Source organism: Klebsiella oxytoca (genome assembly GCF_009707385.1).
Classification (GTDB): Bacteria; Pseudomonadota; Gammaproteobacteria; order Enterobacterales; family Enterobacteriaceae; genus Klebsiella; species Klebsiella oxytoca_C.
In genome coordinates, this window is sequence record NZ_CP046115.1 from 1,902,803 (window position 1) to 1,929,697 (window position 26,895).

General features: G+C 55.7%; 26 protein-coding genes. 12 read left to right on the forward strand and 14 right to left on the reverse strand.

Going from position 1 to position 26,895, the window contains the following annotated elements; all coding sequences use genetic code 11:
• Positions 1-31: 31 nt before the first annotated feature.
• From GJ746_RS08815 to GJ746_RS08855, 9 genes are all read left to right on the forward strand, one after another.
• Positions 32-511, forward strand: coding sequence for a YbjN domain-containing protein (locus GJ746_RS08815; RefSeq protein WP_154679855.1), 480 nt, complete (start codon positions 32-34; stop codon positions 509-511).
• A 348-nt stretch (positions 512-859) separates the two neighbouring features.
• Entirely contained in the window at positions 860-1,972 is a 1,113-nt protein-coding gene (potF, locus tag GJ746_RS08820) for a spermidine/putrescine ABC transporter substrate-binding protein PotF (RefSeq protein ID WP_154679856.1), read from the forward strand.
• A 102-nt stretch (positions 1,973-2,074) separates the two neighbouring features.
• Complete coding sequence (gene potG, locus GJ746_RS08825) at positions 2,075-3,208, forward strand: putrescine ABC transporter ATP-binding subunit PotG (RefSeq protein ID WP_154679857.1); 1,134 nt, start codon at positions 2,075-2,077, stop codon at positions 3,206-3,208.
• Between the two features lie 10 nt (positions 3,209-3,218).
• Positions 3,219-4,172: a putrescine ABC transporter permease PotH gene (gene potH / locus GJ746_RS08830; RefSeq protein ID WP_154679858.1), complete on the forward strand. Its 954-nt coding sequence runs from the start codon at positions 3,219-3,221 to the stop codon at positions 4,170-4,172.
• Positions 4,169-5,014, forward strand: a complete 846-nt coding sequence (potI, locus tag GJ746_RS08835; protein WP_154679859.1) for a putrescine ABC transporter permease PotI — start codon at positions 4,169-4,171, stop codon at positions 5,012-5,014. Before potH ends, potI begins: the two co-directional genes overlap by 4 nt.
• 57 nt (positions 5,015-5,071) lie before the next feature.
• A complete protein-coding gene (locus GJ746_RS08840) occupies positions 5,072-5,560 on the forward strand; it encodes a YbjO family protein (RefSeq protein ID WP_154679860.1) in 489 nt (162 codons plus the stop codon).
• Between the two features lie 42 nt (positions 5,561-5,602).
• Positions 5,603-6,733 carry a 23S rRNA (uracil(747)-C(5))-methyltransferase RlmC gene (gene rlmC / locus GJ746_RS08845; RefSeq protein ID WP_154679861.1) on the forward strand — a complete coding sequence of 377 codons (1,131 nt, stop codon included), beginning with the start codon at positions 5,603-5,605 and terminating at the stop codon, positions 6,731-6,733.
• A gap of 78 nt (positions 6,734-6,811) precedes the next feature.
• Positions 6,812-7,528, forward strand: coding sequence for a response regulator transcription factor (locus tag GJ746_RS08850; RefSeq protein ID WP_154679862.1), 717 nt, complete (start codon positions 6,812-6,814; stop codon positions 7,526-7,528).
• On the forward strand, positions 7,525-8,997 hold the full coding sequence (locus GJ746_RS08855) for an ATP-binding protein (protein ID WP_154679863.1): 1,473 nt from the start codon (positions 7,525-7,527) through the stop codon (positions 8,995-8,997). Before GJ746_RS08850 ends, GJ746_RS08855 begins: the two co-directional genes overlap by 4 nt.
• 720 nt (positions 8,998-9,717) lie before the next feature.
• Here GJ746_RS08855 and artJ read toward each other — a convergent pair.
• The 6 genes from artJ to GJ746_RS08885 all read right to left on the reverse strand — a co-directional run bounded on the left by artJ (position 9,718) and on the right by GJ746_RS08885 (position 14,385).
• Positions 9,718-10,449, reverse strand: coding sequence for an arginine ABC transporter substrate-binding protein ArtJ (gene artJ, locus GJ746_RS08860; protein ID WP_154679864.1), 732 nt, complete (start codon positions 10,447-10,449; stop codon positions 9,718-9,720).
• 173 nt (positions 10,450-10,622) lie between these two features.
• Complete coding sequence (gene artM, locus GJ746_RS08865; RefSeq protein ID WP_154679865.1) at positions 10,623-11,291, reverse strand: arginine ABC transporter permease ArtM; 669 nt, start codon at positions 11,289-11,291, stop codon at positions 10,623-10,625.
• A complete protein-coding gene (artQ, locus tag GJ746_RS08870; RefSeq protein ID WP_154679866.1) occupies positions 11,291-12,007 on the reverse strand; it encodes an arginine ABC transporter permease ArtQ in 717 nt (238 codons plus the stop codon). Before artQ ends, artM begins: the two co-directional genes overlap by 1 nt.
• A gap of 6 nt (positions 12,008-12,013) precedes the next feature.
• Complete coding sequence (gene artI / locus GJ746_RS08875) at positions 12,014-12,745, reverse strand: arginine ABC transporter substrate-binding protein ArtI (RefSeq protein WP_154679867.1); 732 nt, start codon at positions 12,743-12,745, stop codon at positions 12,014-12,016.
• Positions 12,746-12,764: 19 nt separating this feature from the next.
• Positions 12,765-13,493 (reverse strand): arginine ABC transporter ATP-binding protein ArtP, encoded by a 729-nt coding sequence (gene artP / locus GJ746_RS08880; protein ID WP_154679868.1) that lies wholly within the window; start codon positions 13,491-13,493, stop codon positions 12,765-12,767.
• 376 nt (positions 13,494-13,869) lie between these two features.
• Complete coding sequence (locus tag GJ746_RS08885) at positions 13,870-14,385, reverse strand: lipoprotein (RefSeq protein WP_154679869.1); 516 nt, start codon at positions 14,383-14,385, stop codon at positions 13,870-13,872.
• Between the two features lie 117 nt (positions 14,386-14,502).
• On the opposite strand from GJ746_RS08885, the gene GJ746_RS08890 reads away from it, so the two are divergent.
• Both GJ746_RS08890 and GJ746_RS08895 read left to right on the forward strand, forming a co-directional pair.
• Positions 14,503-14,826, forward strand: coding sequence for a heavy metal-binding domain-containing protein (locus GJ746_RS08890; protein WP_154679870.1), 324 nt, complete (start codon positions 14,503-14,505; stop codon positions 14,824-14,826).
• Positions 14,823-15,653, forward strand: coding sequence for an N-acetylmuramoyl-L-alanine amidase (locus tag GJ746_RS08895; RefSeq protein WP_154679871.1), 831 nt, complete (start codon positions 14,823-14,825; stop codon positions 15,651-15,653). Before GJ746_RS08890 ends, GJ746_RS08895 begins: the two co-directional genes overlap by 4 nt.
• Here the strand turns inward: GJ746_RS08895 and GJ746_RS08900 are convergent.
• The 4 genes from GJ746_RS08900 to poxB all read right to left on the reverse strand — a co-directional run bounded on the left by GJ746_RS08900 (position 15,650) and on the right by poxB (position 21,076).
• Entirely contained in the window at positions 15,650-16,663 is a 1,014-nt protein-coding gene (locus tag GJ746_RS08900) for an NAD-dependent epimerase/dehydratase family protein (protein ID WP_154679872.1), read from the reverse strand. The two genes, GJ746_RS08895 and GJ746_RS08900, sit on opposite strands and share 4 nt — an antisense overlap.
• A 96-nt stretch (positions 16,664-16,759) precedes the next feature.
• Positions 16,760-18,193, reverse strand: coding sequence for a DUF2867 domain-containing protein (locus GJ746_RS08905; protein ID WP_154679873.1), 1,434 nt, complete (start codon positions 18,191-18,193; stop codon positions 16,760-16,762).
• 10 nt (positions 18,194-18,203) lie between these two features.
• Positions 18,204-19,202, reverse strand: a complete 999-nt coding sequence (gene ltaE / locus GJ746_RS08910) for a low-specificity L-threonine aldolase (protein ID WP_154679874.1) — start codon at positions 19,200-19,202, stop codon at positions 18,204-18,206.
• A 155-nt stretch (positions 19,203-19,357) separates the two neighbouring features.
• Complete coding sequence (gene poxB, locus GJ746_RS08915; RefSeq protein WP_154679875.1) at positions 19,358-21,076, reverse strand: ubiquinone-dependent pyruvate dehydrogenase; 1,719 nt, start codon at positions 21,074-21,076, stop codon at positions 19,358-19,360.
• Between the two features lie 151 nt (positions 21,077-21,227).
• On the opposite strand from poxB, the gene GJ746_RS08920 reads away from it, so the two are divergent.
• Complete coding sequence (locus GJ746_RS08920) at positions 21,228-21,662, forward strand: DoxX family protein (protein ID WP_154679876.1); 435 nt, start codon at positions 21,228-21,230, stop codon at positions 21,660-21,662.
• 564 nt (positions 21,663-22,226) lie between these two features.
• On the opposite strand, the gene hcr is transcribed toward GJ746_RS08920, so the two are convergent.
• The 4 genes from hcr to aqpZ form a co-directional block, all read right to left on the reverse strand.
• Entirely contained in the window at positions 22,227-23,195 is a 969-nt protein-coding gene (gene hcr, locus GJ746_RS08925; RefSeq protein WP_154679877.1) for an NADH oxidoreductase, read from the reverse strand.
• Between the two features lie 9 nt (positions 23,196-23,204).
• Complete coding sequence (gene hcp / locus GJ746_RS08930; RefSeq protein ID WP_154679878.1) at positions 23,205-24,857, reverse strand: hydroxylamine reductase; 1,653 nt, start codon at positions 24,855-24,857, stop codon at positions 23,205-23,207.
• Between the two features lie 145 nt (positions 24,858-25,002).
• Entirely contained in the window at positions 25,003-25,902 is a 900-nt protein-coding gene (locus GJ746_RS08935; RefSeq protein WP_154682674.1) for a lysine exporter LysO family protein, read from the reverse strand.
• 123 nt (positions 25,903-26,025) lie between these two features.
• Positions 26,026-26,721 (reverse strand): aquaporin Z, encoded by a 696-nt coding sequence (gene aqpZ, locus GJ746_RS08940; RefSeq protein WP_154679879.1) that lies wholly within the window; start codon positions 26,719-26,721, stop codon positions 26,026-26,028.
• Positions 26,722-26,895 lie beyond the last annotated feature (174 nt).

Consider the following 26,895-nt stretch of genomic DNA (forward strand, 5'->3'; position numbering starts at 1 on the left):
GCATTTTTCACAGTAAGAGGTCACAGGTCATATGGATTCACTGGTCGTTCCGGGTCTTGATACGTTACGTCAATGGCTCGACGAATTGGGCATCAGCTTTTTCGAGTGTGATTCCTGCCAGGCACTGCACCTGCCGCATATGCAAAATTTCGAAGGCATTTTTGATGCCAAAATTGACCTGATTGATAACGTGGTGCTCTTTTCCGCCCTGGCTGAGGTGAAACCCTCCGCGCTGCTGCCGCTGTCAGCCGATCTTTCAGCAATAAACGCCAGTTCGTTGACGGTGAAAGCTTTCCTCGATATTCAGGACGACAATCTGCCGAAACTGGTGGTGTGCCAGGCGTTGACCGTTGGTGTCGGCGTCACTCTCGATCAGTTCGCCTGGTTCTTCCGGCAGAGCGAAGAACAAATCTCCATGGTCATCCTGGAAGCCAGCGCGAACCAGGTGCTGTATAAGACTGAGGAAGAAGAGCCCGCGTCTGAGAATATTCAGTACCATTTTCTTCACTAAGCCGGTTGAATAATAGCGCAGCCACTGCCATGGCGGCTGCGTATTACACGCTTTTATTCTGCTATTAACCTTTCTGTAAAGAATTTTTCACCGCCATTCTGCCTCTTTCGGCTTATCACATAGACCCTAATTGCATAAAAAATTGATAAAAGGCGTTTTTTTACCTGGGCTATAGCCTCTTATTCTGGCTACAGTTATTCTGACGCTGCTTCCAGTTGCGGGCAACCATTCCGGGAGAGGTCCTCTCTCCTTTTCTTAGGCAATGAAAAAATATGCATGATTATTGCATGCGAACAAGTGCGTATATTCAGCCCGCTTGTTAACGGGCATTGATAAGGAATAAGAGATATGACCGCCTTTGGTAAAAAATGGTTAACAGGTCTGGTTACGGGTGCGCTGATGGCCGTCTCTGCCGGTTCGCTCGCCGCCGAACAAAAAACGCTGCATGTTTATAACTGGTCTGATTATATTGCCCCGGATACGGTGGCGAATTTTGAAAAAGAGACCGGTATTAAAGTGGTGTACGACGTTTTTGATTCCAACGAAGTGCTGGAAGGTAAATTAATGGCGGGCAGCACCGGTTTCGACCTGGTCGTACCGTCGGCGAGTTTCCTGGAGCGCCAGCTGGCGGCAGGCGTATTCCAGCCGCTGGATAAGAGCAAACTTCCAAACTGGAAAAATCTCGATCCGGAAGTATTGAAGCTGGTCGCGAAGCACGACCCGGATAACAAATACGCCATTCCGTATCTGTGGGCGACAACCGGCATTGGTTACAACATTGATAAAGTTAAAGCCGTTCTCGGCAAGGACGCGCCGCTCGACAGCTGGGATCTGGTGCTGAAGCCGGAAAACCTCGAGAAGCTTAAAAGCTGCGGCGTTTCCTTCCTTGATGCCCCGGAAGAGATTTTCGCTACCGTGCTGAACTACCTCGGCAAAGATCCTAACAGCAGTAAAGCCGATGATTATACCGGCCCGGCGACAGATCTGCTGCTGAAGCTGCGTCCGAATATCCGCTATTTCCACTCCTCGCAGTATATCAACGACCTGGCGAACGGCGATATCTGCGTCGCTATCGGTTGGGCAGGGGATGTATGGCAGGCGGCTAACCGGGCGAAAGAAGCGAAGAATGGAGTCAACGTCTCCTACTTTATTCCAAAAGAGGGGGCGCTGGCGTTCTTTGACGTTTTCGCCATGCCGGCGGATGCGAAAAACAAAGATGAGGCTTATCAGTTCCTGAACTATCTGATGCGTCCGGATGTTATCGCCCACATCAGCGATCACGTCTATTACGCTAACGGCAACAAAGCCTCTACGCCGCTGGTTAGCGAAGAGATCCGCAATAATCCGGCCATCTATCCGCCGGCTGACGTATTCGCCAAGCTGTTCACGCTGAAAGTGCAGGATCCGAAAATCGACCGCGTGCGTACTCGCGCCTGGACGAAGGTGAAAAGCGGTAAGTAATTCTCCGTGAGCTTTAGGCCGGGTGGGCGTAGCGCTCCCGGCAACAGGCGCACCGATATAGTGCGCCTGCACCATGATTTGATTTTTACCGGAGAACACCCCGTGAATGATGTGATTCCTCGCCCCCAGGCGAAAGCCCCCAAAGCGCTTACCCCGCTACTTGAAATCCGTAATTTAACCAAGTCGTTCGATGGCCAGCACGCCGTCGATGATGTCAATCTCACTATTTATAAAGGCGAAATTTTTGCTCTGCTCGGCGCCTCCGGCTGCGGTAAGTCAACTCTGCTGCGTATGCTGGCGGGTTTCGAACAGCCTACCGCCGGGCAGATTGTACTCGATGGCGTCGATCTGGCGCGGGTGCCGCCGTATCAGCGGCCCATCAACATGATGTTTCAGTCCTATGCGCTGTTTCCCCACATGACGGTGGAGCAAAATATCGCCTTTGGCCTCAAGCAGGACAAATTGCCTAAATCTGAAATCACCAGCCGGGTGCAGGAGATGCTGGCGCTGGTGCATATGCAGGAGTTCGCAAAGCGTAAGCCGCATCAGCTTTCCGGCGGCCAGCGGCAGCGCGTGGCGCTGGCCCGCAGCCTGGCGAAAAGACCAAAACTACTGCTGCTTGATGAGCCGATGGGGGCGCTGGATAAAAAGCTGCGCGATCGGATGCAGCTGGAAGTGGTTGATATTCTTGAACGCGTCGGCGTGACCTGCGTGATGGTGACCCACGATCAGGAAGAGGCGATGACCATGGCGGGACGCATCGCCATTATGAACCGCGGTAAGTTCGTGCAAATCGGCGAGCCGGAGGAGATTTATGAGCATCCAACCACCCGCTACAGCGCGGAGTTTATCGGTTCGGTCAACGTCTTCGAAGGGCTGGTAAAAGAGCGTCAGGAAGATGGTCTGGTCCTTGATTCGCCGGGCCTGACCCATCCGCTGAAGGTTGATCCTGATGCCTCCGTCGTCGATAACGTGCCGGTGTGGGTGGCCCTGCGCCCGGAAAAAATCATGCTTTGTGAAGACCCGCCTGCGGATGGCTACAACTTTGCGGTGGGTGAAGTTATCTATATTGCCTATCTCGGCGACCTGTCTATCTACCATGTGCGCCTGAAAAGCGGGCAGATGATCAGCGCTCAGCTGCAGAATGAACACCGCTACCGCAAAGGAGCGCCGACGTGGGGCGATGAGGTTCGTTTGTGCTGGGATGCCGATAGCTGCGTCGTGCTGACGGTGTAAGGAGAGGGCGATGAGTACATTAGAACCCCCGTCAGGTGTAAAAAAACCGGGCGGTTTTGCGCTGTGGCTGGCGCGCCTGCAGATGGCTCATGGGCGCAAGCTGGTGATTGCGCTGCCCTACCTGTGGCTGATCCTCCTGTTCCTGCTGCCGTTTCTGATCGTGTTTAAAATCAGTCTCGCAGAGATGGCGCGGGCGATCCCGCCGTATACCGATCTGCTGGAATGGGCCGATGGTCAGCTAACGTTGACGCTGAACCTCGGTAACTTCCTGCAGCTCACCGACGATCCGCTCTATTTTGAGGCGTATCTGCAATCGCTTCAGGTGGCAGGGATCTCGACCTTCTGCTGCCTGCTGCTGGGTTATCCGCTGGCGTGGGCGGTGGCGCACAGCAAGCCATCAACCCGTAATATTCTGCTGTTGCTGGTGATCCTGCCGTCATGGACGTCGTTCCTGATCCGCGTCTATGCCTGGATGGGGCTGCTGAAAAGCAACGGCGTGCTCAATAACTTTCTGCTGTGGTTGGGGGTTATCGATCAGCCGCTGGAGATCCTGCATACCAACCTGGCGGTCTACATCGGTATTGTTTACGCCTATCTGCCGTTTATGGTGCTGCCGATTTACACCGCTCTCACGCGTATCGATTATTCGCTGGTTGAGGCGTCTCTGGACCTGGGGGCCCGGCCGCTGAAGACCTTTTTCCAGGTGATCGTTCCGCTCACCAAAGGCGGAATTATTGCCGGATCGATGCTGGTGTTTATTCCGGCGGTAGGGGAGTTCGTCATTCCTGAACTGTTAGGCGGTCCGGACAGCATTATGATTGGTCGCGTGCTGTGGCAGGAGTTTTTCAATAACCGCGACTGGCCGGTAGCCTCGGCGGTAGCGATCGTGATGCTGTTGCTGCTGATCGTACCGATTATGTGGTTTCATAAGCATCAGCAAAAACAGGTGGGGGAACACGGATGAATAATTTGCCGGTCGTCCGTTCGCCGTGGCGAATATTGATTCTGGTGCTCGGCTTTACGTTCCTGTACGCGCCGATGCTGATGCTGGTGATTTACTCGTTCAACAGTTCGAAGCTGGTGACGGTATGGGCAGGGTGGTCAACGCGCTGGTATCGCGAGCTGTTTCACGACGATGCGATGATGAGCGCGGTAGGATTGAGCCTGACCATTGCCGCCTGCGCCGCGACGGCGGCGGTGATTCTCGGCACGATTGCCGCGGTGGTCATGGTGCGTTTTGGCCGCTTCCGCGGGTCAAACGGTTTTGCCTTTATGATCACCGCGCCGCTGGTCATGCCCGATGTGATTACCGGGCTGTCGCTGCTGCTGCTGTTCGTGGCGCTGGGGCATGCTATCGGCTGGCCGTCGGATCGCGGAATGCTAACCATCTGGCTGGCGCACGTCACCTTCTGCACCGCATACGTGGCGGTGGTTATTTCATCGCGCCTGCGCGAGCTGGACCAGTCTATCGAGGAGGCGGCGATGGATTTGGGCGCTGCGCCGCTGAAGGTCTTTTTCGTGATTACGCTACCGATGATCATGCCGGCGGTGATCTCCGGCTGGCTGCTGGCGTTCACGTTGTCTCTGGACGACCTTGTTATTGCCAGCTTTGTTTCCGGGCCCGGGGCGACGACGCTGCCGATGCTGGTCTTCTCCAGCGTGCGTATGGGGGTTAATCCGGAGATTAATGCCCTGGCAACGTTAATCCTCGGCGTGGTCGGGATTGTTGGTTTTATCGCCTGGTATTTGATGGCCCGCGCGGAAAAGCAGCGGGTGCGCGATATCCAGCGTGCAAGAAGCGGCTGAACCGCCTAAAATCTGCAATAGAGTTAACATCGGCGCCGCATTTAAGGCGCCGTTTTCATGGAAGACTTTACGTTGGGATTGTTTACTAAAACGCGTTTGTCTCATGCTCGTCTTAACGTTCCTGCGCTGGTGCAGGTGGCGGCCTTCGCCATTATTTTAATCCGCGGTCTGGATTTACTGATGATCCTCAACCAGCTTGGCGTCCAGGGAATTATGGATTTTGTCCATCGCAGCGTGCAGACGTGGACGCTGACGCTGGTTTTTCTCTCAAGCCTGGTGCTGGTGTTTATAGAAATCTGGTGCGCGTTTTCGCTGGTGAAAGGGCGGAACTGGGCGCGCTGGCTGTTTCTGCTGACTCAGATTATTGTGATTAGCTATCTGTGGGCCGCTTCTCTGGGCTACGGATATCCCGAACTTTTTAGTATTGCCGGGGAATCAAAGCGCGAAATATTTCGTTCTCTGGTGCTGCAAAAGCTGCCGGACCTGCTGGTGCTGGTCATGCTGTTTGTTCCGAGCCCGTGCCGGCGCTTTTTCCGTTTACAGTAACGGTGATACAATCCCCGCCCCTGTTTTTTTGAAGGTCTTGCTATGCACTGCGCACTTTATGACGCGGGCCGCTGTCGCTCCTGCCAGTGGTTGGAACTGCCGATATCTCAACAGCTCGCCGATAAAATGGCCGACCTGCGCGCGCTTTTGGCCGATGCTCCGGTTGCTCACTGGAGCGCACCGGCTTGCGGGCCGGAAAGCGGGTTTCGCAACAAAGCCAAAATGGTGGTCAGCGGTAGCGTTGAGCGCCCGCTGTTCGGGATGCTGCATCGTGATGGCACTCCGGAAGACCTCACCGACTGCCCGCTTTATCCGTCAGGCTTTGCGCCCGTATTTGCTGTGCTCCGACCGTTTATCGCCCGCGCCGGGCTCACGCCCTATAACGTTGCCCGCAGGCGCGGCGAGCTGAAGTATATTCTGCTGACTGAAAGCCGGCTCGACGGCGGCATGATGCTGCGCTTCGTCCTGCGATCGGAGGCCAAACTTGGCCAACTGCGCGCTGCGCTGCCGGAGCTGCAGGCGCTGCTGCCGCAGCTGAAAGTGATTACCGCCAATATCCAGCCGGTGCATATGGCCATCATGGAGGGTGAGCAGGAAATTTTCCTCACCGACCAGCAGGCGCTGGCGGAAAATTTCAACGGCGTACCGCTGTGGATCCGTCCGCAAAGCTTCTTTCAGACTAACCCGACGGTAGCCAGCCAGCTATATGCCACCGCCCGTGACTGGGTGCGCCAGCTGCCGGTCAAGCATATGTGGGATCTGTTCTGCGGCGTGGGCGGTTTTGGCCTGCACTGCGCTACGCCGGAGATGCGCCTGACCGGGATTGAGATCTCCCCGGAGGCCATCGCCTGCGCGCGGCAGTCGGCAGCGGAGCTCGGGCTGCGAAATCTGCATTTTCAGGCGCTCGATTCCACGCAGTTCGCCACCGGTGAAGACGAAATTCCCGAGCTGGTGCTGGTGAATCCGCCGCGCCGCGGTATCGGCGATGGGCTGTGCGACTATTTAAGCCGTATGGCGCCGGAGTTTATTATCTATTCCAGCTGCAATGCCCGGACGATGGCGAAAGATATCGCTCGTCTGGCCGGTTATCGCATTGAGCGCGTCCAGCTGTTCGATATGTTCCCCCACACAGCGCACTATGAAGTGCTGACCCTGCTGGTCCGCGAAGTATAAACAAAATGTGAACTCTTCAGCCGGCAAAGATCGGGTAAGCTTGGCTAATCAGAACCTGGGAATAGCGGAGTGCTGCCGGTGGCAAAGAAAATTTTGTTAGTAGAAGATGATGAGGATATCGCCGCGCTGCTGCGCCTGAATCTGCTGGATGAGGGATATCAGATTGTCCACGAAGCGGACGGGGCGCAGGCTCTGGGTCTGCTGGAAAAAGAGCTCTGGGATGCCGTCATTCTGGACCTGATGTTGCCTGGCGTTGACGGTCTTGAGATTTGTCGGCGCATTCGTCAGCAAACCCGCTATCTGCCGGTGATTATTATCAGCGCCCGCGCCAGCGAAACCCAGCGGGTGCAGGGGCTGGAGATAGGGGCGGATGATTACCTGGCTAAACCTTTCTCGATTCTTGAACTGATCGCCCGGGTCAAAGCGGTGTTTCGTCGGCAGGAGGCGATGGGGCAAAATCTTTTGCTGGATGCCGGGCGCATCAATAGCCACGGTTTAAGCATCGATCCTTTATCGCGCGACGTGAAGCTGCGCGGCGAGACGGTGGATCTGACGCCGCGAGAGTTCGATCTGCTCTACTACTTTGCTCGTCATCAGGGGGAGGTCTTTTCCCGCCTTGAGCTGCTCGATCGGGTGTGGGGCTATCAGCACGACGGCTATGAACATACGGTCAATACCCATATCAACCGCCTGCGCACCAAAATTGAGCGCGACCCGGCAGAGCCGGACATCATTCTGACCGTCTGGGGAAAAGGCTATAAATTTGCCGTGGAGCGCAACGAGGCGCAGCCATGATCCGCCGTCTCACTCTCAGCCAGCGTCTGGCGCTGGTGTTTACCTCGCTGCTGCTGCTTTGCGCGTTAGCCGTTTGCCTGATTCAGCTGTACAGCAGCGCCCAGTACGGCAATGTGATGATTCAGCGTCTCTCTGCCGGGCTGGCGCAGCAAATCGCCGCCCGTGAGCCGCTTCTGGACGCTGAGGGGCAGGTTGACCGCCAGAGGCTGAAGCCGCTGTTCGACCGGCTGATGACCTTCAATCCGAGCGTGGAGCTGTACCTGCTTTCCCCTGATGGCGAGCTGCTGGCCGACGCCGCGCCGCCCGGTCATATCAAACGTCAGCGCATCGATCTTGTACCGCTACAAACGTTTCTTTCCGGCGGCGCCTGGCCGATTTACGGCGACGATCCGCGCAGCCCGGATCGGCAAAAAGTGTTTAGCGTTGCGCCGCTGCGCCAGGACGGCCAGCTGCGCGGCTATCTCTATATTATTCTGCAAGGCGAAACCTTTAATGAACTGGCGGCGAGCGCCTGGCAAAAAACAGCCTGGAGCCTGCTACTGTGGACCCTGCTGCTGGTGGCCGTCCTCGGCCTGCTGGCGGGCTGGCTTGCATGGTACTGGGTAACGCGCCCGGTGCGCCAGCTCACCGCACTGGTAGCGACGGACAGAGAAGACAGTATTCATGCGATTAAGGCGCTGGCGGCGCTAACTCCGGAGGCCAACCCGGGAAATGAAGTTGCCGTGCTGCATAATCGCTTTATTGAGCTGGCTCGCCAGATTGCCAACCAGTGGGATCGTCTGGCCGATAGCGATCGCCAGCGCCGGGAATTCGTCGCTAATATTTCCCACGATTTACGCACGCCGCTCACTTCGTTGCTGGGATATCTGGAAACGCTAAGCCTGAAGGCCGATCGCCTGACGATGGAAGAGAACAAGCAGTATCTGAATATCGCCCTGCGCCAGGGGAACAAGGTGCGCCATCTTTCTCAGCAGCTGTTTGAGCTGGCCCGCCTGGAGCACGGCGGGATTAAGCCGCAGCCGGAAACGTTCGTTTTGGCCGAGCTGGTGCAGGATGTGGCGCAAAAATTCGATCTGGCAATCGCGACGCGCAATATCGGTTTGCAGCTGGATCTTGCCGCTGGACTACCGCCTGTCACCGCAGATCTCTCGATGATTGAACGGGTGCTGACTAATTTGCTCGATAACGCGATTCGCCATACGCCGGAGGGCGGGCTTATCAGCCTGGCGGCGCATCGAGCGGGGACGGAGATCGTCGTCGAAGTGGCTGATAGCGGTCCCGGCGTGGCCGGTGAGCTGCGGGCAACCCTGTTTGAACGGCCCTCGGTGCTGGAGCCTGGCGCGCAAAGCTCATCAAGAGGAGGTTTGGGATTAATGATTGTGCGGCGGATGCTGCAGCTGCACGGCGGCGATATTCGCCTGCTCGAAGCGCCGACAGGGGCCTGTTTCCAGTTCACACTGCCGGTTTAAGGTTGCGGGTTGGCCGGGCGGGATGCAGGTTTAGCGCCGTCTGCTAACCGGTAGGTAGCCTGGGTAAGGCGTTTACGCCGCAACCCGGGGAATGCGCCGGGATTGCGGCTGTGGTGCGGCTTCTTCCCGGGCCGTGCTGCGCTTGCCCGGGCTACGGGGTCGTGGCTGTCTGCGGGCCGGTAGCTCGGGTAAGGCATTTACGCCGCAACCCGGGGAATGTGCCGGGAATGCGGCTGTGGTGCGGTTTCTTCCCGGGCCGCGCTGCGCTTGCCCGGACTACTGGGCCACGGCTGTCTGCGGGCCGGTAGCCTGGGTAAGGCATTTACTCTGCAACCCGGGAAATGCGCCGGGATTGCGGCTGTGGTGCGGTTTCTTCCCGGGCCGCGCTGCGCTTGCCCGGGCTACGGGGCCACGGCTGTCTGCGGGCCGGTAGCTCGGGTAGGGCGTTTACGCCGCAACCCGGGGAATGTGCCGGGAATGCGGCTGTGGTGCGGTTTCTTCCCGGGCCGCGCTGCGCTTGCCCGGGCTACGGGGCCACGGCTGTCTGCGGGCCGGTAGCCTGGGTAAGGCATTTACTCTGCAACCCGGGAAATGCGACGGGATTGCGGCTGTGATGCGGCTTCTTCCCGGGCCGCGCTGCGCTTGCCCGGGCTACGGGGCCACGGTTGTCTGCGGGCCGGTAGCCCGGACAGGCGCGTCAAGCGCCGCCTCCGGGAGGGTTTACTCCGGGAACCACTGATTGCTGATTTTGTCGTAGGTGCCGTCGGCTTTAATCGCCTTTAGCGCGGCGTTCAGTTTTTCCAGCAGCGCTTTGTTATCCGGACGTACCGCAATGCCGAGACCGGTGCCGAAGTACTGCGCGTCGGTTACCTTCGGCGTTGCCGCGCCCAGCTGCGGGTTGGTTTTTTGCCATTCATTAACCACGGCGGTGTCGCCAAACACCCCATCAATACGGCCATTTTTCAGGTCGATAAACGCATTCTGGTAGCTATCGTAAGCCACGGTTTTCACTTCCGGATGTTTATCCTGCAGGTATTTCTGGTGCGTGGTGCCGTTTTCCATCCCGATGCGCTTGCCTTTCAGATCGTCGAAAGAGTGGTAAGCGTCTTTCTTCGCAATGACCAGCGCCGAGTTGGCGTAGTACGGGTCGGTAAAGGCCACCTGCTTGCTGCGTTCAGGCGTAATGTCCATACCGGAAATGACCGCATCATACTTCTTGAATTTAAGCGCCGGGATCAGGCTGTCGAAAGCGTGGTTGGTAAAAGTACACTCCGCCTGCATCTGTTTACACAGCGCGTTAGCCAGGTCGATATCGAAACCGGCGATCTGGTTATTGGCATCCATCGATTCAAACGGAGGGTAGGTTGCGGAAACGCCAAAACTGATTTTTTCTGCGGCAGCGGCGCCAAAGGCGAAAGAGCTAAGCAGTGCGGCCAGAACTAATTTTTTCATCGTGGAACTCCCGTCGGTCAATCTTATGATGTTATGCCGTGTCTGCGGCTGGAGCTAACAATGCCACCAAATGAATTTATATTCAATAAATGTGGTTATTTATTTTTTATGAAATAAAAAAAGACGGATAATTCAGAGAATTTATCCGTCCTGGTTTGGTTGGTTATGCGTTTTTAATTACGTCGCTCAAAGGCCAGCGCTTTATGTTCCACCAGACGCATCAGCAGCGTCAGCAGGCCATTGACCACCAGATAGACAATCCCTGCGGCGCCGAACACCATCACATCATAAGTGCGGCCATAGAGCAGCTGGCTGTGTCCCATCACTTCCATCAGGGTAATGGTGTAGGCCAGGGACGTGCTCTTGAACACCAGCACCACTTCGTTGGAGTAGGAGGAGAGGGCGCGCTTAAAGGCGTACGGCAGCAGGATCGCCAGGGTATCTTTCTTGCTCATCCCCAGCGCGCCGCAGGATTGCCACTGGCCATCCGGGATGGCGCGAATAGCGCCATAAAACAGCTGCGTGGTGTAAGCGGCGCTGTTGAGAGAAAGGGCGATTAGCGCGCAGAGCCAGGGTTCGGAAATCAGATGCCAGAGTACCGGATACTCCTGCAGCGACGGGAACTGACCCGGGCCGTAGTAAATCAGGAAGATCTGCACCAGCAGCGGCGTGCCGGTAAACAACGTGATATAGCCGCGCACGATCCACACCAGTCCCGGCGTTTTTAACGTCAGGATAATGGTAAAGATTAGCGATAAAACCAGCGCCACGGCGATAGATGCAGCGGTCAGCGTCAGGCTGGTGTGCAGCCCTTTGAGCAGTTCAGGTAAGTACTCAAGCATCAGCCTGGTCTCCTTTCGAAGCGCGTCGCACGCTGGTCAATACGTTTCAGGATGTACTGACTCAACAGGGTGATGACCAGATAAATTGCTGCCGCGATGATGTACCAGTTAAACGGCTCCTGAGTACGGGTAGCGATGCTTTTGGTTTGCAGCATCAGGTCGTTGACGCTGATTAAGCTTACCAGCGCGGTGTCCTTCAGCAATACCAGCCACTGGTTACCGAGACCCGGCAGCGCATGGCGCCACATTTGCGGCATCACCAGACGAAAGAAAATGGCGGCTTTAGATAATCCCAGCGCCTGACCGGATTCCCACTGCCCCTGCGGCACCGCTTTTAGCGCCCCGCGCAGAGTCTGAGATGCATAGGCGGCATACAGCAGAGATAGGGCGATAGCCCCGCAAAGGAACGGACTAACGTCGAAATTATCGATCTGCATCTGTACCGGGATCTGCACAATGCCGAGATTAATCGTAAAGCCGTCAGAAAGGGTCAGCAGCAGCTGTGAGGAACCAAAATAGATAAACAGAACCACCAGAATTTCCGGTAGTCCGCGCAAAAGGGTGACAATGCCGGTTGCGAGCCAGGCGACCGGGCGCAGCTTCACCGACTCGAGGACGGCAAACAGCATCGCCAGCACCAGGCCGATGATCAGGGCGCAAACGGCAAGGCCGACGGTCATCCCGGCGGCGCTTGCTAATGGAAAAAATTCGTTCATTCAGAGTTACTTCTGGAACCATTTGTTATAGATAGACTGGTAAGTCCCATCGCTCTTCACTTTTTCCAGCGCGGCGTTAAATTTCTGCTGCAGTTCAGTATTACCCTGGCGTAACGCAATGCCGAGACCGGTGCCGAAGTAGTCTTTATCGGTGACTTTGTCACCTACTGCGGCCAGCTTCGGATTGCTCTTCAGCCATTCGGTCACCACGGCGGTATCGCCAAATACGGCGTCAATACGGCCGTTCTGCAGATCCAGCTTCGCATTCTGGTAGCTGTCGTAAGGAACGGTAGTGATTTCCGGATGTTTATCGGTGATGAATTTCTGGTGGGTCGTCCCGTTCTGTACGCCGACCTTTTTGCCTTTCAGCGCATCAATACTGGTGAATTTACCTTCCTGACCAACGAATAACGCGGAGTTTTCGTAGTATGGGGTGGTGAACAGCACCTGCTTCTCACGCTCAGGGGTGATATCCATCCCGGCCATGACCGCGTCGAAACGACGGAACTTCAGGCTGGGGATCAGGCTATCGAAGGCCTGGTTGGTAAAGGTGCAGGTCGCATCAATCTCTTTACACAGGGCATTCGCCAGATCGACGTCAAAGCCGACAATTTTGTTATTGGCATCGATCGATTCAAACGGAGGATAAGAGGCCTCGGTGGCGAAACGAATGGTCTGGGCAGCGGTAGCGGAGAGGCTCATGCCCGCAAGAAGAGCGGCAATCAGTACTTTTTTCATCGTCATTTCCCCGAAAACATCAATGTGAAAGATAGTTTTTAAACGCGTCGGTCTGTGGATGCACAAAGCAGCTGGCATCACCTTGTTCAACGATATGGCCATTTTCCATATACACCACGCGGCTGGCCGTTTTACGCGCCACTTCCACTTCGTGGGTGACGATAACCTGCGTAATGCCGGTTTCAGCCAGTTCGCGGATAATGCTGACGATCTGGGCGGTGATTTCTGGATCCAGCGCCGCCGTCGGTTCATCAAACAGCAGAACCTGCGGTTCCATCATCAGGGCGCGGGCAATGGCGACGCGCTGCTGCTGACCGCCGGAAAGATGCAGCGGGTAGCGATCGCTGTATGGTTTCAGACGCAGACGTTCGAGCAGCTTTTCAGCGCGCGCTAAAGCCTGATCTTTGCTTAAACCGAGCACGCGGCAGGGAGCTTCAATCAGATTTTGCTGCACGGTCAGATGCGGCCACAGATTGTACTGTTGAAAAACCATACCTACGTTCTGGCGCAGTTCGCGAATAGCTTTGTCAGAAGGCGCTTTGGTAAAGTCGAAATGGTTTCCGGCGATGTACAGCGTACCGGAACGCGGCATCTCCAGCAGGTTGAGTACGCGCAGCAGCGAGCTTTTACCGGCACCGCTTGGGCCGAGCAGCACCAGCGTTTCCCCCTGCGGGCACTCCAGCGTGATGTCGAACAGCGCCTGGTGCGCGCCGTAGAAGCAATTAATGCCGTTTAATTTAATGCTCATCTGGGCAGTCTGATACAAATAGCAATTGAGGCCGCAAATAGTACCTTTGGCAGAATAGTTATGCAATATTTATGCGTTAAAAGTTAAATGTAAACCACGTTTACATTTAAAGTTAGCACAAAATATGGCTTCGTGAGGGCGGGGGGAGTAAATGTCGGCAGTACCTGAGTAAATACCGACATTTTACCGGGTTATACCCGCCATAATTCTAGCGGCAGATGCGTTGACTTTGTGACTCGGCTCATCCATGAGCCTCGCCCTTACGGGCCGCCGGGATACGGCGTTCAAATCTGTTCCACACTGATTTGTCGCGAAGTTGCCGCCTGCCTGCAGCCTGAATTATTCAGGCTATTGTTTGCCAGGAGCCATCGGCAGGTTAGCGTTTTTCAAGACTTTGACGCAGGGTTCCCGCCGGCGCATGGGAGTTGTTGCCGAGGTAGCGCACGTCATCCACGGCCCAGCACTGGCCTTCCTGAATCATCAGTACTTCATCCTTCCAGCTTTGGGTGCCCTGTTTCAGCTCAACGCGCAGCGGAATATTGCGCGCATCGCGGTTAGGAATGGTGGAGGCGCTGGCGACATCGGCGCTGTCCGCTGGCGTGGTGCTGCTGGAGAACAGATTAGACTGCAGCAGGGCGTGGTTAGACGTGTCCTGACGCGCGTCGTTCAGCAGTTTTGCCAGACCGTCGCTCAGGTATGGACGCAGCGCCGTTAAATCGCTGTTGCGATTCTGCACCTGGTAGTCATAAAACTTCTGCGCCACGTCATCCGGGCCACCTTCGATGCAGGGGCCGCTACGGGTGCCGTTATCTTTGTAGGCAGGCGTGACGGTAGTACAGGCGCTGAGCGCCAGCGCGCAGGGGAGGACTAATGCAAGAACTTTGTAGCGCATGATGATTTCCTTATAAGCTCACTACGTTAAAATATCTTTTCAAGCATAGTGTATCAGATAGGGATTGTGCTTGACCCTCAGAGCTAACGCATTGAACGTTAAAGAAGGAGTTTCACCATGCAATTTTCCACCACTCCGACCCTCGAAGGTCAGCCGATCGTTGAGTATTGCGGGGTCGTCACCGGGGAAGCGATTCTCGGCGCCAACGTATTCCGCGATTTTTTCGCCAGCATTCGCGATATCGTTGGCGGCCGTTCCGGCGCCTATGAAAAAGAGCTGCGTAAAGCCCGTGAAATTGCTTTTGCAGAACTAAGCGAACAGGCGAAAGCGCTGGGCGCTAACGCGGTCGTGGGGATTGATATTGACTACGAAACCGTTGGTAAAGATAGCAGCATGCTGATGGTGAGCGTCAGCGGTACCGCGGTGAAGACCCAGCGATGAAAGTTTGTCGGGCAGGTGTTCTGCTGGGGCTGCTGCTGACGGGCTGCGCCACGGAGAAAGGGATTGTCGATCGCGATGGCTATCAGCTGGATACGCGCCATCCGGCGCAGGCGGCCTATCCGCGCATCAAAGTGCTGGTCATTCACTACACCGCCGATGATTTCGACGTTTCGCTGGCGACGCTGACGGATAATCAGGTGAGCTCTCACTACCTGATCCCGGAGAAACCGCCGCTGCACAAAGGCAAACCGCGGATCTGGCAGCTGGTGCCGGAAGAGGAATTGGCCTGGCATGCGGGCGTCAGCTTCTGGCGCGGTAGTACGCGCATTAACGATACTTCGATTGGTATCGAGCTGGAGAATCGCGGCTGGCAAAAAACGGCGGGGATAAAAAGCTTCACGCCGTTTAATCCGGCGCAAATCGACGCTCTGATCCCCCTGGCGAAAGATATTATCGCCCGCTACCATATTGCGCCGCAGAACGTGGTCGCTCATGCTGATATTGCCCCACAGCGTAAAGACGATCCGGGGCCGTTGTTTCCGTGGCGCAGGCTGGCGGAGCAGGGGATAGGCGCATGGCCGGACGCACAGCGCGTGGCGTTTTATCTGCAGGGGCGGCCTTCATTCGAGCCGGTTGAAACCGCCGGGCTGCTGGACGTGCTCGCGCGCTACGGCTATCAGGTGACGCCGGAAATGACTCCGGCTCAGCAAAAGCGGGTGATTATGGCTTTCCAGATGCACTTCCGCCCCGAACGCTGGGACGGCGTTGCCGATGCGCAAACCCTGGCGATTGCTGAAGCGCTGCTGGAAAAGTACGGTCGGGGCTAGTAGTGCAGCTTACCGTGGTCTCTCAACCACGCGGCGGTACGGATAATGCCTTCATCCATCGTGACTACCGGCTGATAGCTTAACTCCTGCTGAGCGCGGGAGATATCAAGGGTAAAATCAAAGTTCAGCTTGGAGACGCCGTAGTGGGTGAAGGCGGGCTCTTTAGCTGACTTATTGCCAAAGCGCTCCATGCTGCGGGCGATGATATCCAGCATTGGATAAGGTACCGAACGGATGCGGCACTTAATCCCCAGCTCATCGATGAGTTTCTGTACGATACTGTGCAGGGTTTGCGGCTCGCCGTTTGTGATGTTGTAGGCGCGGGCCGAGGGCAGAAGGTCGCAGTGGGCCTGGCTGGCGAGCCACATCGCGTGTACCGCATTTTCATAGTAGGTCATGTCCACCAGCGCGCTGCCGCCGCGTGGTAACAGAACGCTGCCGTAGTGCTGCATCATCTGCGCCAGGCGCGGGATAAACACTTTATCATGTGGGCCAAACAGACTTTGCGGACGCAGAATGGTAAATCGGGTATTCGGGTTGGCCTGCGCCAGCAAATTGATTACGTCTTCGCTCGCCGCTTTGCTGCGGGCGAACTCGTTAGCGAAGCGCTGCGGACGAAAATCTTCCTGAATATCGCGATGATGGTGATAATCAAAATAGAGCGATGGCGAGGAGATATGCACGAAGTTGCGCACGCCCCAGGCCACCGCCCATTCGCCGAGGCGACGGGTTGCGCGGACGTTTGCTAAATCAAAAGCCTGTTGGGTGCCCCACGGGGAGGTAAAGCTGGAACAGTGCCACAGGGTATCGATACCGGCGAGCATCACTTTGGCCTGCGAGGAGACCAGCTCGGTTAAGTCCGCTGGGACGAACTCGGCACCCATTTTGCTCAGAAGCTTGCCCATGGCTTCATTACGCCCGGTCGCTCTGACGCTGATGCCCCTGTTACGCAGATATTCCACCGCGTTGCGGCCTAATCCGCTGGTCGCACCGGTAACCAGTACCTTCATATCGATCCACTGTCCCACAAAAGAATTTCGTGCGCATTTTTCCGTGATTCTGACTACGATGCAATGAGAATCATGAAAGAATTCTGTACGTATATCTTATTTGCTGGTGATTTGCTCCGCCAGGCGAGCTATGCGTCGCGCCATGCCGCGAAATATAAACAGATGCGCCGGGATCATCAGCAGCCAGTAAAAGAGACCGGGCATACCGTGCGGGTGCCACCAGGCCCGAACGTCCAGCTCGCGATGGTCGCCTTTATTGCGCAGGGTAAAGCTCAGGCGGCCCAGGCCCGGGGCTTTCATACCGAATAACAGGGTCAGCTGCTTTTCCGTTTCGACGATAATCACCTTCCAGCTGTCCACCGTATCACCGGTTTGCAGATACTCTTTTTCCGGACGACCTTTTGCCAGCCGATGGCCCACCAACAGGTCCATCGCCCCGCGAGTCTTCCACAGAACGTTGCCGAAAAAATAGCCCTCTTTGCCGCCAATTTGATTCACTACCTTCCACAGCGCGGCCAGGCTGGCGCAAGTATTAACGGTACAGCCCGCCTGTTTCGGGTAGTAGCCGTACTCGGGCCGCCAGCGGGCGAAAGCCTGCGCGTCGTAGCCCCAGTCGCTGGAGTTCACCAGCTGTTCTTCTTCTTTTAGCGTGCTGCGCACCGCTTCATCAAAAGCGATCAGCGGTTGCGGAATTAAGGCGCGCAGGGCGCGATCGTCGGCGATCAGATCGTGCTTGAGCCCCTGGATCAGCGCTTTGGCCGTGGTGGGCGGCACGGAGGTAATGACATTGAGAAACCATACTGAAATCCAGCTGGTGGGTAAGGGGACAGGGATCAGCGGGCGTCGTTTGCCGCTGACCGCCATAAAGCGGATAAACTGCTGCTGATAGCTTAAAACTTCCGGCCCGGCGGCTTCAAAGATTCGGTGCTCTCGGGAGGGATGATTAAGCAACTGCAGCAGATAATAGAGCAAGTTTTCCAGCGCAATGGGCGTGGTGCGCGAGCGCACCCAGCGCGGCGGCGTCAGTACCGGCAGGTTGTAGACCATATCGCGCATCACTTCGAACGCGGCGGAACCCGCGCCGACGATGATGCCGGCGCGAATTTCCGTTACCGGAACGCCTGATTCGCGCAGCAGGTCGGCGGTGATCTGGCGGGCGCGCAGGTGGTCGGATTGCTCCTGTTCCGAAACCTGTAAGGAACTGAGGAAAATGACTTCACTCACCGGCGTTTTGCGCAGGGCGTCGCGCACGTTCAGGGCAACCTGGCGCTCGTGCTGGATAAAATCGCCGCCTTCGCCCATCCCGTGTACCAGGTAGTAAACGGTGTCAGCCTGCGCCAGCAGGGCGGTCAACCCGTCCGGATGATTTAAATCCAGCGAGCGGCACTCAACGCCGGGAAGATTTTGTTTTTTAAGCCTGTCTATCCGGCGTGCCGCAGCCAGCACGGTGAATCCCTGCTCGCTGAGCCTTTTCACCAGATGCTGGCCAATATAGCCGCTGGCGCCCAGTACCAGAATTCGTTGCGACACGCTGTTCTCCTTAACGGTTTAAAAATGCCCGCCAGTGATTAACCACCTCGGCGAGCTGCTGACGATTGACGTCAATATGCGTTACCAGGCGCACAATGGGCGAAGCGCTGATTAGCACGCCTCGTTCACGCAGATACTCGCCCAGCGCGGCGTGCTCTTCGCCAACGCGGACGAACAGCATATTGGTATCATGACGGGTCACTTCCGCACCGGCGGCGCGCAGCTGCTCTGCCATCCACGCGGCGTTATCGTGATCCTCTTTTAAACGCTCGATATTGTTCTGTAAGGCATAAATTCCTGCTGCTGCGAGGATCCCGGCCTGACGCATCCCGCCGCCGACCATTTTCCGCCAGCGGATGGCGTGGCGAATATACTCTTCGCTCCCCACCAGCAGCGAGCCTACCGGCGCGCCGAGCCCTTTTGACAGGCAGATGGTGAGTGAATCACAGTATCGGGTGATGTCGCGCAGCTCGCAGCCGTATTCCACGAGGGCGTTAAAAATGCGGGCACCGTCAACGTGCAGCCCGAGGCCGCGCTGGCGGGTAAACTCCCAGGCCTCTTGCAGATATTCGCGCGGCAGCACCTTGCCGTTATGGGTATTTTCCAGAGACAGCAGCCGGGTTGGAGCGAAATGGATATCGTTCGGTTTGATTTTGGCCGCGACTTTATCCAGCGGCAGAGAGCCGTCCGCAGCGGCATCAATCGGCTGCGGCTGGATGCTGCCGAGCACCGCCGCGCCGCCTGCTTCGTAGAGATAATTATGCGCGCCCTGGCCGACGATATACTCTTCGCCGCGCTGGCAGTGGCTGAGCAAAGCGACCAGATTGGCCTGGGTACCGGTTGGCAGAAAGATTGCAGCCTCTTTGCCGGCAAGTTCGGCGGCAAAACGCTGGAGCTGGTTTACGGTCGGGTCATCGCCATACACGTCATCCCCGACCGGGGCGGCCATCATTGCTTCCAGCATGGCGCGGCCAGGACGGGTAACGGTATCACTGCGTAAATCTATCATGTCATATCCTTATCCACTTCATCCTTCGCGCTGCCTCTGCGTTGGCTGCGCCCTCAAACCCCGATCGCATAGTTAGCTATGCTCCCGGGAGTTTTCGGGCTTGCCGCTTTGGATGTAACACGAATTATTTTGTGTATGAATTGAAAAGGATATTTTTACCTCAGCCAGTTAGTTTTCGCCAGTTCGATAACCTCGTCGCCGCGGCCGCTGATAATCGCGCGCAGCATATAGAGGCTGAAACCTTTGGCCTGTTCCAGTTTGATCTGCGGCGGGATCGCCAGCTCTTCTTTAGCGACAACGACATCCACCAATACCGGACCATCGGTACTGAAGGCGGTTTGCAACGCTTCGTCGACCTCTGCCGCACTTTCTACACGAATACCCTTGATACCGCAGGCTTCGGCGATGCGGGCAAAATTCGTATCGTGCAGTTCGGTGCCGTCGGTCAGATAACCGCCGGCTTTCATTTCCATGGCAACGAAGCCGAGAACGCTGTTATTAAAGATGACGATTTTTACCGGCAGCTTCATCTGAGCCAGCGAGAGAAAATCCCCCATCAGCATGCTGAAGCCGCCGTCGCCGCACATTGCTACCACCTGGCGATTGGGGGCGGTCGCTTTCGCGCCGATAGCCTGCGGCATAGCGTTAGCCATTGACCCGTGGTTGAACGACCCAAGCAGACGACGTTTGCCGTTCATCTGCAGATAGCGCGCGGCCCACACGGTTGGCGTACCAACATCGCAGGTGAAAATGGCATCGTCGTCGGCAAAATGGCTGATCCGCTGCGCCAGATACTGAGGATGAATGGTTTTGTCGCTGGGCTTCGCCAGATCGTCCAGCCCTTTACGCGCGTCGCGATAGTGCTCCAGCGCTGTATCGAGAAATTTGCGGTCGGTTTTCTCTTCCAGATGTGGCAGCAGCGCGCTGAGAGTGGATTTGATGTCGCCCACCAGCGCCATGTCTACTTTACTGTGCGCGCCGATACTGCCCGGGTTGATATCGATCTGAATGATTTTCGCATCCGTCGGATAGAAGGCGCGATAGGGGAACTGAGTGCCGAGCAGTACCAGAGTGTCGGCGTTCATCATGGTATGGAAGCCGGAAGAGAAACCAATCAGTCCGGTCATGCCGACGTCATAAGGGTTGTCGTATTCGACGTGCTCTTTACCACGCAGGGCGTGGACGACAGGCGCCTTGAGCTTTGCGGCGAACTCCACCAGCTCTTTATGGGCTCCGGCGCAGCCGCTGCCGCACATCAGGGCGATATTGCTTGAGTAGCGCAGCAGCTGGGCCAGCTTTTTAAGCTCTTCTTCCGGCGGAGTGACCAGCGGCAGCGGCGCGTGATACCAGTGGCTGCTGGCGCTCTCTGGCGCGGCTTTTAGCGCGACGTCGCCAGGGAGGACGACTACTGAGACGCCGCGGTTAATTACCGCTTTGCGCATCGCAATGGCCAGGACCTGCGGAATTTGTTCCGGGGATGAGACCAGCTCGCAGTAGTGGCTGCATTCGCGGAACAACTCCTGAGGATGCGTTTCCTGAAAATAGCCGCTGCCGATTTCGCTGGAGGGAATATGAGCAGCAATGGCCAGAACCGGAACATGATTGCGGTGACAGTCGAAAAGACCGTTGATCAGGTGCAGGTTGCCCGGCCCGCAGGAACCTGCGCATACCGCCAGCTCGCCGGTGAGCTGGGCTTCCGCTCCGGCGGCGAAGGCGGCAACTTCTTCATGGCGCGTAGGCATCCAGTCTATCGTTCCCATGCGGTTCAGGCTGTCGCTTAAGCCGTTGAGAGAATCCCCGGTGACGCCCCAAATGCGTTTTACGCCAGCTTGTTCAAGAGTTTTAGCAATGTATGCCGCCACGGTCTGTTTCATGGTTTTCCATCTCCTTTAGTGATAACGCTTACAAGCTTAGATGAAAATGACCGTTACGCCCGCCGTTTGCCCCTCATTTTTTGCTGGTTTTATTTATCAAAAACTCTGCATAATCTGCGCTCACCAAAGTGGTAAACAGGAATCATTTCAAATGGTTAAATCGCTGTTAAATACTATAAATAAACTACTGACTCATGACGATTTCGGCAAATTTTTGTTACGACTTGCTGTTGGCGGACTGATGTTGTTTCACGGCTTGCATAAGTTATTTGATGGCACAGGAGCCATCAGCAATATGCTGATAGCAAAAGGATTGCCGGGCTTTATCGCTTATGGCGTGCTGGTGGGTGAGGTTGTTGCCCCTTGTCTGTTGATTGTAGGGATTCTGACCCGTCCGGCAGCGCTGGTGCTGGCGTTTACGATGGTTGTGGCCTGGCTGATGGTGGGGACAGGCAAAACGTTCGCGCTGGATGCGGTGGGGGCCTGGGCGATTGAGAATCTGGCCTATTTCTTTATTGGCGCGCTGGCGATTGCCTTCCTCGATGCAGGGCGCTATTCCATTGGCGGAAACTCAGCCTGGCGGTAAACGCGCCAGGGTTTTCTTCCTCATCATGGCCGCATTCTGTTTACCGGGAGGTAGGTGCTCGTTTCTCCTACCCTTTTTCTGAGTGCTTTTTTAACGCATTGATTTATTAATGTTTATTGGCTGGTTTTGAAAAAAGGGTAAAACGGTTTTTTATTGATTATTGCATTATTAAACAATAAGGTAGGTGTGCCTGGCTGGAGTTCACTGCCGTACAGGCAGCTTAGAAAGATCTGCTCAGTCAGATTGCGGGACACTTCACGTTCACTGCCGTACAGGCAGCTTAGAAAAAAAACGAACGCGACCAGGGGATGGAGCGTTTGTTCACTGCCGTACAGGCAGCTTAGAAAAGTTAACAGACAAGCGTCTAAGCCGGCTTCATGTTCATTGCCGAACAGACAGTTTAAAACGATAACAAAGTCGTTGTAGACCTTATGCCTCTGTTTTTGCCGGATGTCGGCCTGGACTTACCCGGCCCATAACGTTTCACTCCGCGTTGGCGGCCGAGCTCTGGAAAGGAAAATGCTACCCGACTGTTTACCGGGTAGCAGAGGTCATGCGGAATAATTAAGCGAGAATCAAATCTCCCTGCGGCTGGCAGGAGCAGGCCAGCACGTAACCTTCAGCAATTTCCGCATCGGTTAACGTCATGGTACTGCTGACGGTATATTCCCCCGAAACCACTTTGGTTTTACAGCAGCCGCAGACGCCTGCGCGACAGGCGGCGGTAACCGGCACCTTGTTGCTTTCCAGCGCTTCGAGCAGCGTGGAGCCCACCGGCGCATAAAACTCTTTTGCCGGCTGCAGTTTGCTGAACTTCAGGCCACCGGTGGCCGCAATGGCCACCGGCGTAAAGAACTGCTCTTTAAAGAAGCGCGTCGCGCCAAGCGCTTTGACGTCCTGCTCGACCAAATCCATATACGGCGCCGGACCGCAGGTCATCACGGTACGCGCTGCCAGATCCGGCACGCTTTGCAGCAGCTCAGTGGTTAAACGTCCTGCGACAAAACCGTGGGTGGCGTTGTTTTCCGCCACCAGCGTCACCGGATATTGACGCCACTCATCAGCGAAAATGACGTCCAGGGGAGAGCGAACGTTAAAGATCACCTGCACATCGGCCTGCGGGCGGTACCTGGCCAACCAGCGGCGCATCGACATGATTGGCGTGACGCCACAGCCGGCGGCCAGCAGCAGGAATTTATCGTCCGCCTTATCATCACAGGTGAAATCCCCCATTGCGTCGGATAGCCAGATATAATCGCCGCGCTTAATGTCGCGGGTAAGCCACTGTGAACCCACGCCATCGTCAATACGGCGAACGGTCAACGTAATGTATTCGCTGACGCCCGGTGTGGACGAAATGGTGTAAGCGCGCAGAGTCTCTGCCGAATTGCGCACGCTCACCAGCGCATACTGTCCGGCACGGTACGGATAATAGTCGTGGCAGAGCAACGAAATCGTCCACACATCCGGTGTTTCCTGGTGGATGTGATGAACCTGCATCCGCCACGGACATTGTGCGGTTGGCATAGTCATGATGGCTCCTTATGCGCTCAGCAGCTGTTTCATATCTTCTTCTACGGTGGTCACCGAACGCAGGCCAAATTTCTCGTTGAGCACGGCCAGCAGGTCAGGAGTGAAGAAGCCTGGCGCAGTCGGGCCGGTGACGATGTTTTTTACGCCCAGTGAGAGCAGGGTCAGCAGAATCACGATTGCTTTCTGTTCGAACCAGGAAAGTACCAGCGACAGCGGCAGATCGTTGACGCCGCAGCCTAGTTTTTCCGCCAGAGTGACCGCCAGGATAATCGCCGAGTAAGCGTCGTTGCACTGGCCGGCATCGACCAGGCGCGGTAGCCCTTCGATATCGCCGAAATCCAGTTTGTTGAAACGGTATTTACCGCAGGCCAGGGTCAGGATCAGACAGTCGTCAGGTACGCTGGTGGCGAAATCGGTGAAGTAGTTACGCTCGCCGCGCGCCCCGTCGCAGCCGCCAACCAGGAAGATATGGCGCAGTTTTTCCCGGCTCACCAGGTCGATAAGAGTGTCAGCTGCACCCAACAGTGTTTGGCGGCCGAAGCCAACGGTGATGAGGTGCGGGATCTCGCTGTACGGGAAACCAGCCATCTGCTGCGCCTGGGCGATAACCGGTGCGAAATCTTCGCCTTCCAGGTGATTAACGCCCGGCCAGCCGACGATACTACGGGTCCAGATGCGATCGTCGTAGGCGCCTACGGTCGGGTCGATAATGCAGTTGGAGGTCATCACAATTGGACCCGGGAAGCGAGCGAACTCAACCTGCTGGTTTTGCCAGCCGCTGCCGTAGTTGCCGATCAGATGTTTGAATTTACGTAGCTCCGGGTAGCCGTGCGCCGGCAACATTTCACCGTGGGTGTAGACGTTAACGCCGGTGCCTTCGGTCTGCTCCAGCAGGTTGTACAGATCTTTCAGATCATGGCCGGAAATCAGGATGCATTTACCTTCGGTCGCTTTGACGTTGACCTGAGTCGGCGTTGGATGGCCATATTTGCTGGTCTCACCGGCATCGAGGATACTCATCACCTTGAAGTTCATCTGACCGATTTCCATTGAGCACTCAAGCAGCGCATTCATATCGGAAGGCCAGGTACCGAGCCACGCCATGATTTTGTGATATTGGGCGTAGATATCGTTGTCATACTGGCCCAGAACGTGCGCGTGTTCCATATAAGCCGCAGCGCCTTTCAGGCCGTACAGGCACAGCAGGCGCAGGCCGAGAATGTTCTCGCCGATGGCTGCTTTGTCTTTGTTCGGCGTGAATTCCGCCGCCTGACGCTGCAGGTCGCCCAGATCGTCGCTGGCCAGTTGCAGAACGGCCATCGGATTGTTAACCGTCGCGTGGGCATCAATGCTCAGGCACTGGGCTTTAAGTGCTTCACGCATGGCGATAGCCTGGCGCGCATAACCAACGATACGCGGGGAGTCGAAGTTAACGTTGGTCAGGGTGGAGAAGAAAGCGCGCGGCGCGAAGCTATCAACACCATGGTCGATGATGCCGTATTCGCGGGCTTTAAGCGCCCATGCGGAGAGTCCTTGTAAAGCAGCAATTAGCAGATCCTGCAGATCGGATGTTTCGGCTGTTTTCCCGCACATACCCTGTGCGTAAGAGCAACCGTTTCCTGCCGGGGTACGGATGGTTTGTTCACATTGCACACAAAACATGGTCACACCTTTTATAAAGTTATATTTAATATACATGTTTAAGATTATGCCCGAGGGCGTAAGGAGAAAAGGTATTTCTTATACAACTTAAAGGGAGATTGATTTAGCGCAAAATTGGCGGCAGAGAACTACCGCCAGAGAGGTATTAAGCGGAGAAAACAGCCATCAGGATAGGCACCAGCAGGCTCAGAATGAAGCCATGAACGATAGCTGCCGGAACGATCTCCACGCCGCCTGAGCGTTGCAGTACCGGTAGCGTAAAGTCCATTGAGGTCGCACCGCAAATACCCAGCGCCGTTGAACGACTGCGGCTCACCATGCCGGGAATAAGCATAATGGCCAGCAGCTCTCGGGCAAGATCGTTAAAGAATGCGGCGCTACCAATAACTGGACCATAGGATTCAGTCAGCAGGATGCCGGAAAGAGAATACCAGCCGAACCCGGAGGCCATAGCCAGCCCGGTTTTTATCGGCAGATCGAGAATAAAGGCATTAATCACTCCGCCCAGCAATGAGCTAATCATTACGACGACCGCGACAATCATTCCGCGGCGATTAAGAACGATTTGCCGCAGCGTCATCCCATTATTACGCAGTTGAATACCGATGAGGAACAAAAGGAAAATCAGCGTATATTCGCTGGCCTCGGTAGCGTGTTGTAAAAAGGACAAGCCGCTCAGGCCAATAAGAAAACCAATAAGCACTACGCCGCATAGCTGAAGGGATTCCAGGGCCATGGCCAGGCGGGAGGGTAATTTTTCCTGGCGATGTTTATTTTGCCACGGCATTTTCTGCTCAAGCCACATCAGCGCTGCAATATTGCACAGCAGGATAATGACTACGCTGACCGCCGCGTAATGAAGGATCGCCAGAAGGTTGCTGGCCAGATTATCGAGGAAGGCCAGGCTAATTCCCATAAAAAAGAGAATAACGTAGACGATCCAGCTCAGAAGACGCGTGATGAGTTTCAGGGCTGATGGCCGACGAAGAGGAATAAGATAGCCTACAACCAACGGCAGCAGAATGATTAATAGTCCCGAAAACATGAAAGACATGGCCCTTGCAGAATGGAAATAGCGCCAATGACACTACCCAAATAGCCGGACTGAGTAAAGCTATCAAAAAAAGAAAGGCCCGGTAGAACCGGGCCTGAAGAGAAACAGGGGGAGTTAGTTACGTTTTTCCAGCAGGGTACGATAAAGCACGCCGCCGAGAATACCGCCGACGATCGGCATCACCCAGAACAGCCACAGCTGCTGTAGCGCCCAGCCGCCCTGGAAGATTGCTACCGCGGTGCTACGCGCCGGGTTAACCGAAGTATTCGTCACCGGAATACTGATCAGGTGAATGAGCGTTAGCGCCAGGCCAATAGCGATAGGGGCAAAACCGGCTGGTGCGTTTTTATCCGTAGCGCCGTGAATCACCAGCAGGAAACCGCAGGTCAGCACAATCTCAATCACAATTGCGGAAAGCATTGAGAAGCCGCCCGGAGAGTGTTCGCCGTAGCCGTTAGAAGCGAATCCGCTGGCCGCGGCGTCGAAACCTGCTTTACCGCTGGCAACGATATACAAAATAGCGGCTGCAATGATACCGCCTACAACCTGGGCGATAATATAACCAATAACATCTTTAGCCGGGAAACGGCCACCGGCCCACAGGCCTAATGTTACCGCCGGATTAAAATGTCCGCCGGAAATATGACCAACGGCAAATGCCATGGTCAATACGGTTAAACCGAACGCTAACGCGACGCCGGCAAAGCCAATACCCAGTTCCGGAAATGCTGCAGCCAGAACGGCGCTACCGCAACCACCAAACACTAGCCAGAATGTACCAAAGCATTCTGCTGCTAATTTTCTAAACATAACCACCTCAATAAAAACGTAAACGAGCGCGATTTTTCGCGCTGGCCATTATTTATCGACACAAAGAATGACGAATAAAATAAAGCATCGTTATTCTATGGACGATTACCATCCCGGGACTAGTTAAATAAATTGATGTAATTTGATTTAGAACAATGCGATGGTATCCTTTTT

Bases quoted from the DNA above. Each gene is read 5' to 3' on its own strand.
- potI (WP_154679859.1), top strand. From the start codon at position 4,169: ATGAATAATTTGCCGGTCGTCCGTTCGCCGTGGCGAATATTGATTCTG.
- potF (WP_154679856.1), top strand. From the start codon at position 860: ATGACCGCCTTTGGTAAAAAATGGTTAACAGGTCTGGTTACGGGTGCG.
- ltaE (WP_154679874.1), bottom strand. From the start codon at position 19,202: ATGATAGATTTACGCAGTGATACCGTTACCCGTCCTGGCCGCGCCATG.
- GJ746_RS08895 (WP_154679871.1), top strand. From the start codon at position 14,823: ATGAAAGTTTGTCGGGCAGGTGTTCTGCTGGGGCTGCTGCTGACGGGC.
- GJ746_RS08815 (WP_154679855.1), top strand. From the start codon at position 32: ATGGATTCACTGGTCGTTCCGGGTCTTGATACGTTACGTCAATGGCTC.
- artI (WP_154679867.1), bottom strand. From the start codon at position 12,745: ATGAAAAAAGTACTGATTGCCGCTCTTCTTGCGGGCATGAGCCTCTCC.
- GJ746_RS08920 (WP_154679876.1), top strand. From the start codon at position 21,228: ATGGTTAAATCGCTGTTAAATACTATAAATAAACTACTGACTCATGAC.
- aqpZ (WP_154679879.1), bottom strand. From the start codon at position 26,721: ATGTTTAGAAAATTAGCAGCAGAATGCTTTGGTACATTCTGGCTAGTG.
- potH (WP_154679858.1), top strand. From the start codon at position 3,219: ATGAGTACATTAGAACCCCCGTCAGGTGTAAAAAAACCGGGCGGTTTT.
- hcp (WP_154679878.1), bottom strand. From the start codon at position 24,857: ATGTTTTGTGTGCAATGTGAACAAACCATCCGTACCCCGGCAGGAAAC.
- hcr (WP_154679877.1), bottom strand. From the start codon at position 23,195: ATGACTATGCCAACCGCACAATGTCCGTGGCGGATGCAGGTTCATCAC.
- GJ746_RS08890 (WP_154679870.1), top strand. From the start codon at position 14,503: ATGCAATTTTCCACCACTCCGACCCTCGAAGGTCAGCCGATCGTTGAG.
- GJ746_RS08840 (WP_154679860.1), top strand. From the start codon at position 5,072: ATGGAAGACTTTACGTTGGGATTGTTTACTAAAACGCGTTTGTCTCAT.
- GJ746_RS08935 (WP_154682674.1), bottom strand. From the start codon at position 25,902: ATGTTTTCGGGACTATTAATCATTCTGCTGCCGTTGGTTGTAGGCTAT.
- artP (WP_154679868.1), bottom strand. From the start codon at position 13,493: ATGAGCATTAAATTAAACGGCATTAATTGCTTCTACGGCGCGCACCAG.
- artJ (WP_154679864.1), bottom strand. From the start codon at position 10,449: ATGAAAAAATTAGTTCTGGCCGCACTGCTTAGCTCTTTCGCCTTTGGC.
- rlmC (WP_154679861.1), top strand. From the start codon at position 5,603: ATGCACTGCGCACTTTATGACGCGGGCCGCTGTCGCTCCTGCCAGTGG.
- artQ (WP_154679866.1), bottom strand. From the start codon at position 12,007: ATGAACGAATTTTTTCCATTAGCAAGCGCCGCCGGGATGACCGTCGGC.
- GJ746_RS08855 (WP_154679863.1), top strand. From the start codon at position 7,525: ATGATCCGCCGTCTCACTCTCAGCCAGCGTCTGGCGCTGGTGTTTACC.
- GJ746_RS08885 (WP_154679869.1), bottom strand. From the start codon at position 14,385: ATGCGCTACAAAGTTCTTGCATTAGTCCTCCCCTGCGCGCTGGCGCTC.
- GJ746_RS08900 (WP_154679872.1), bottom strand. From the start codon at position 16,663: ATGAAGGTACTGGTTACCGGTGCGACCAGCGGATTAGGCCGCAACGCG.
- artM (WP_154679865.1), bottom strand. From the start codon at position 11,291: ATGCTTGAGTACTTACCTGAACTGCTCAAAGGGCTGCACACCAGCCTG.
- poxB (WP_154679875.1), bottom strand. From the start codon at position 21,076: ATGAAACAGACCGTGGCGGCATACATTGCTAAAACTCTTGAACAAGCT.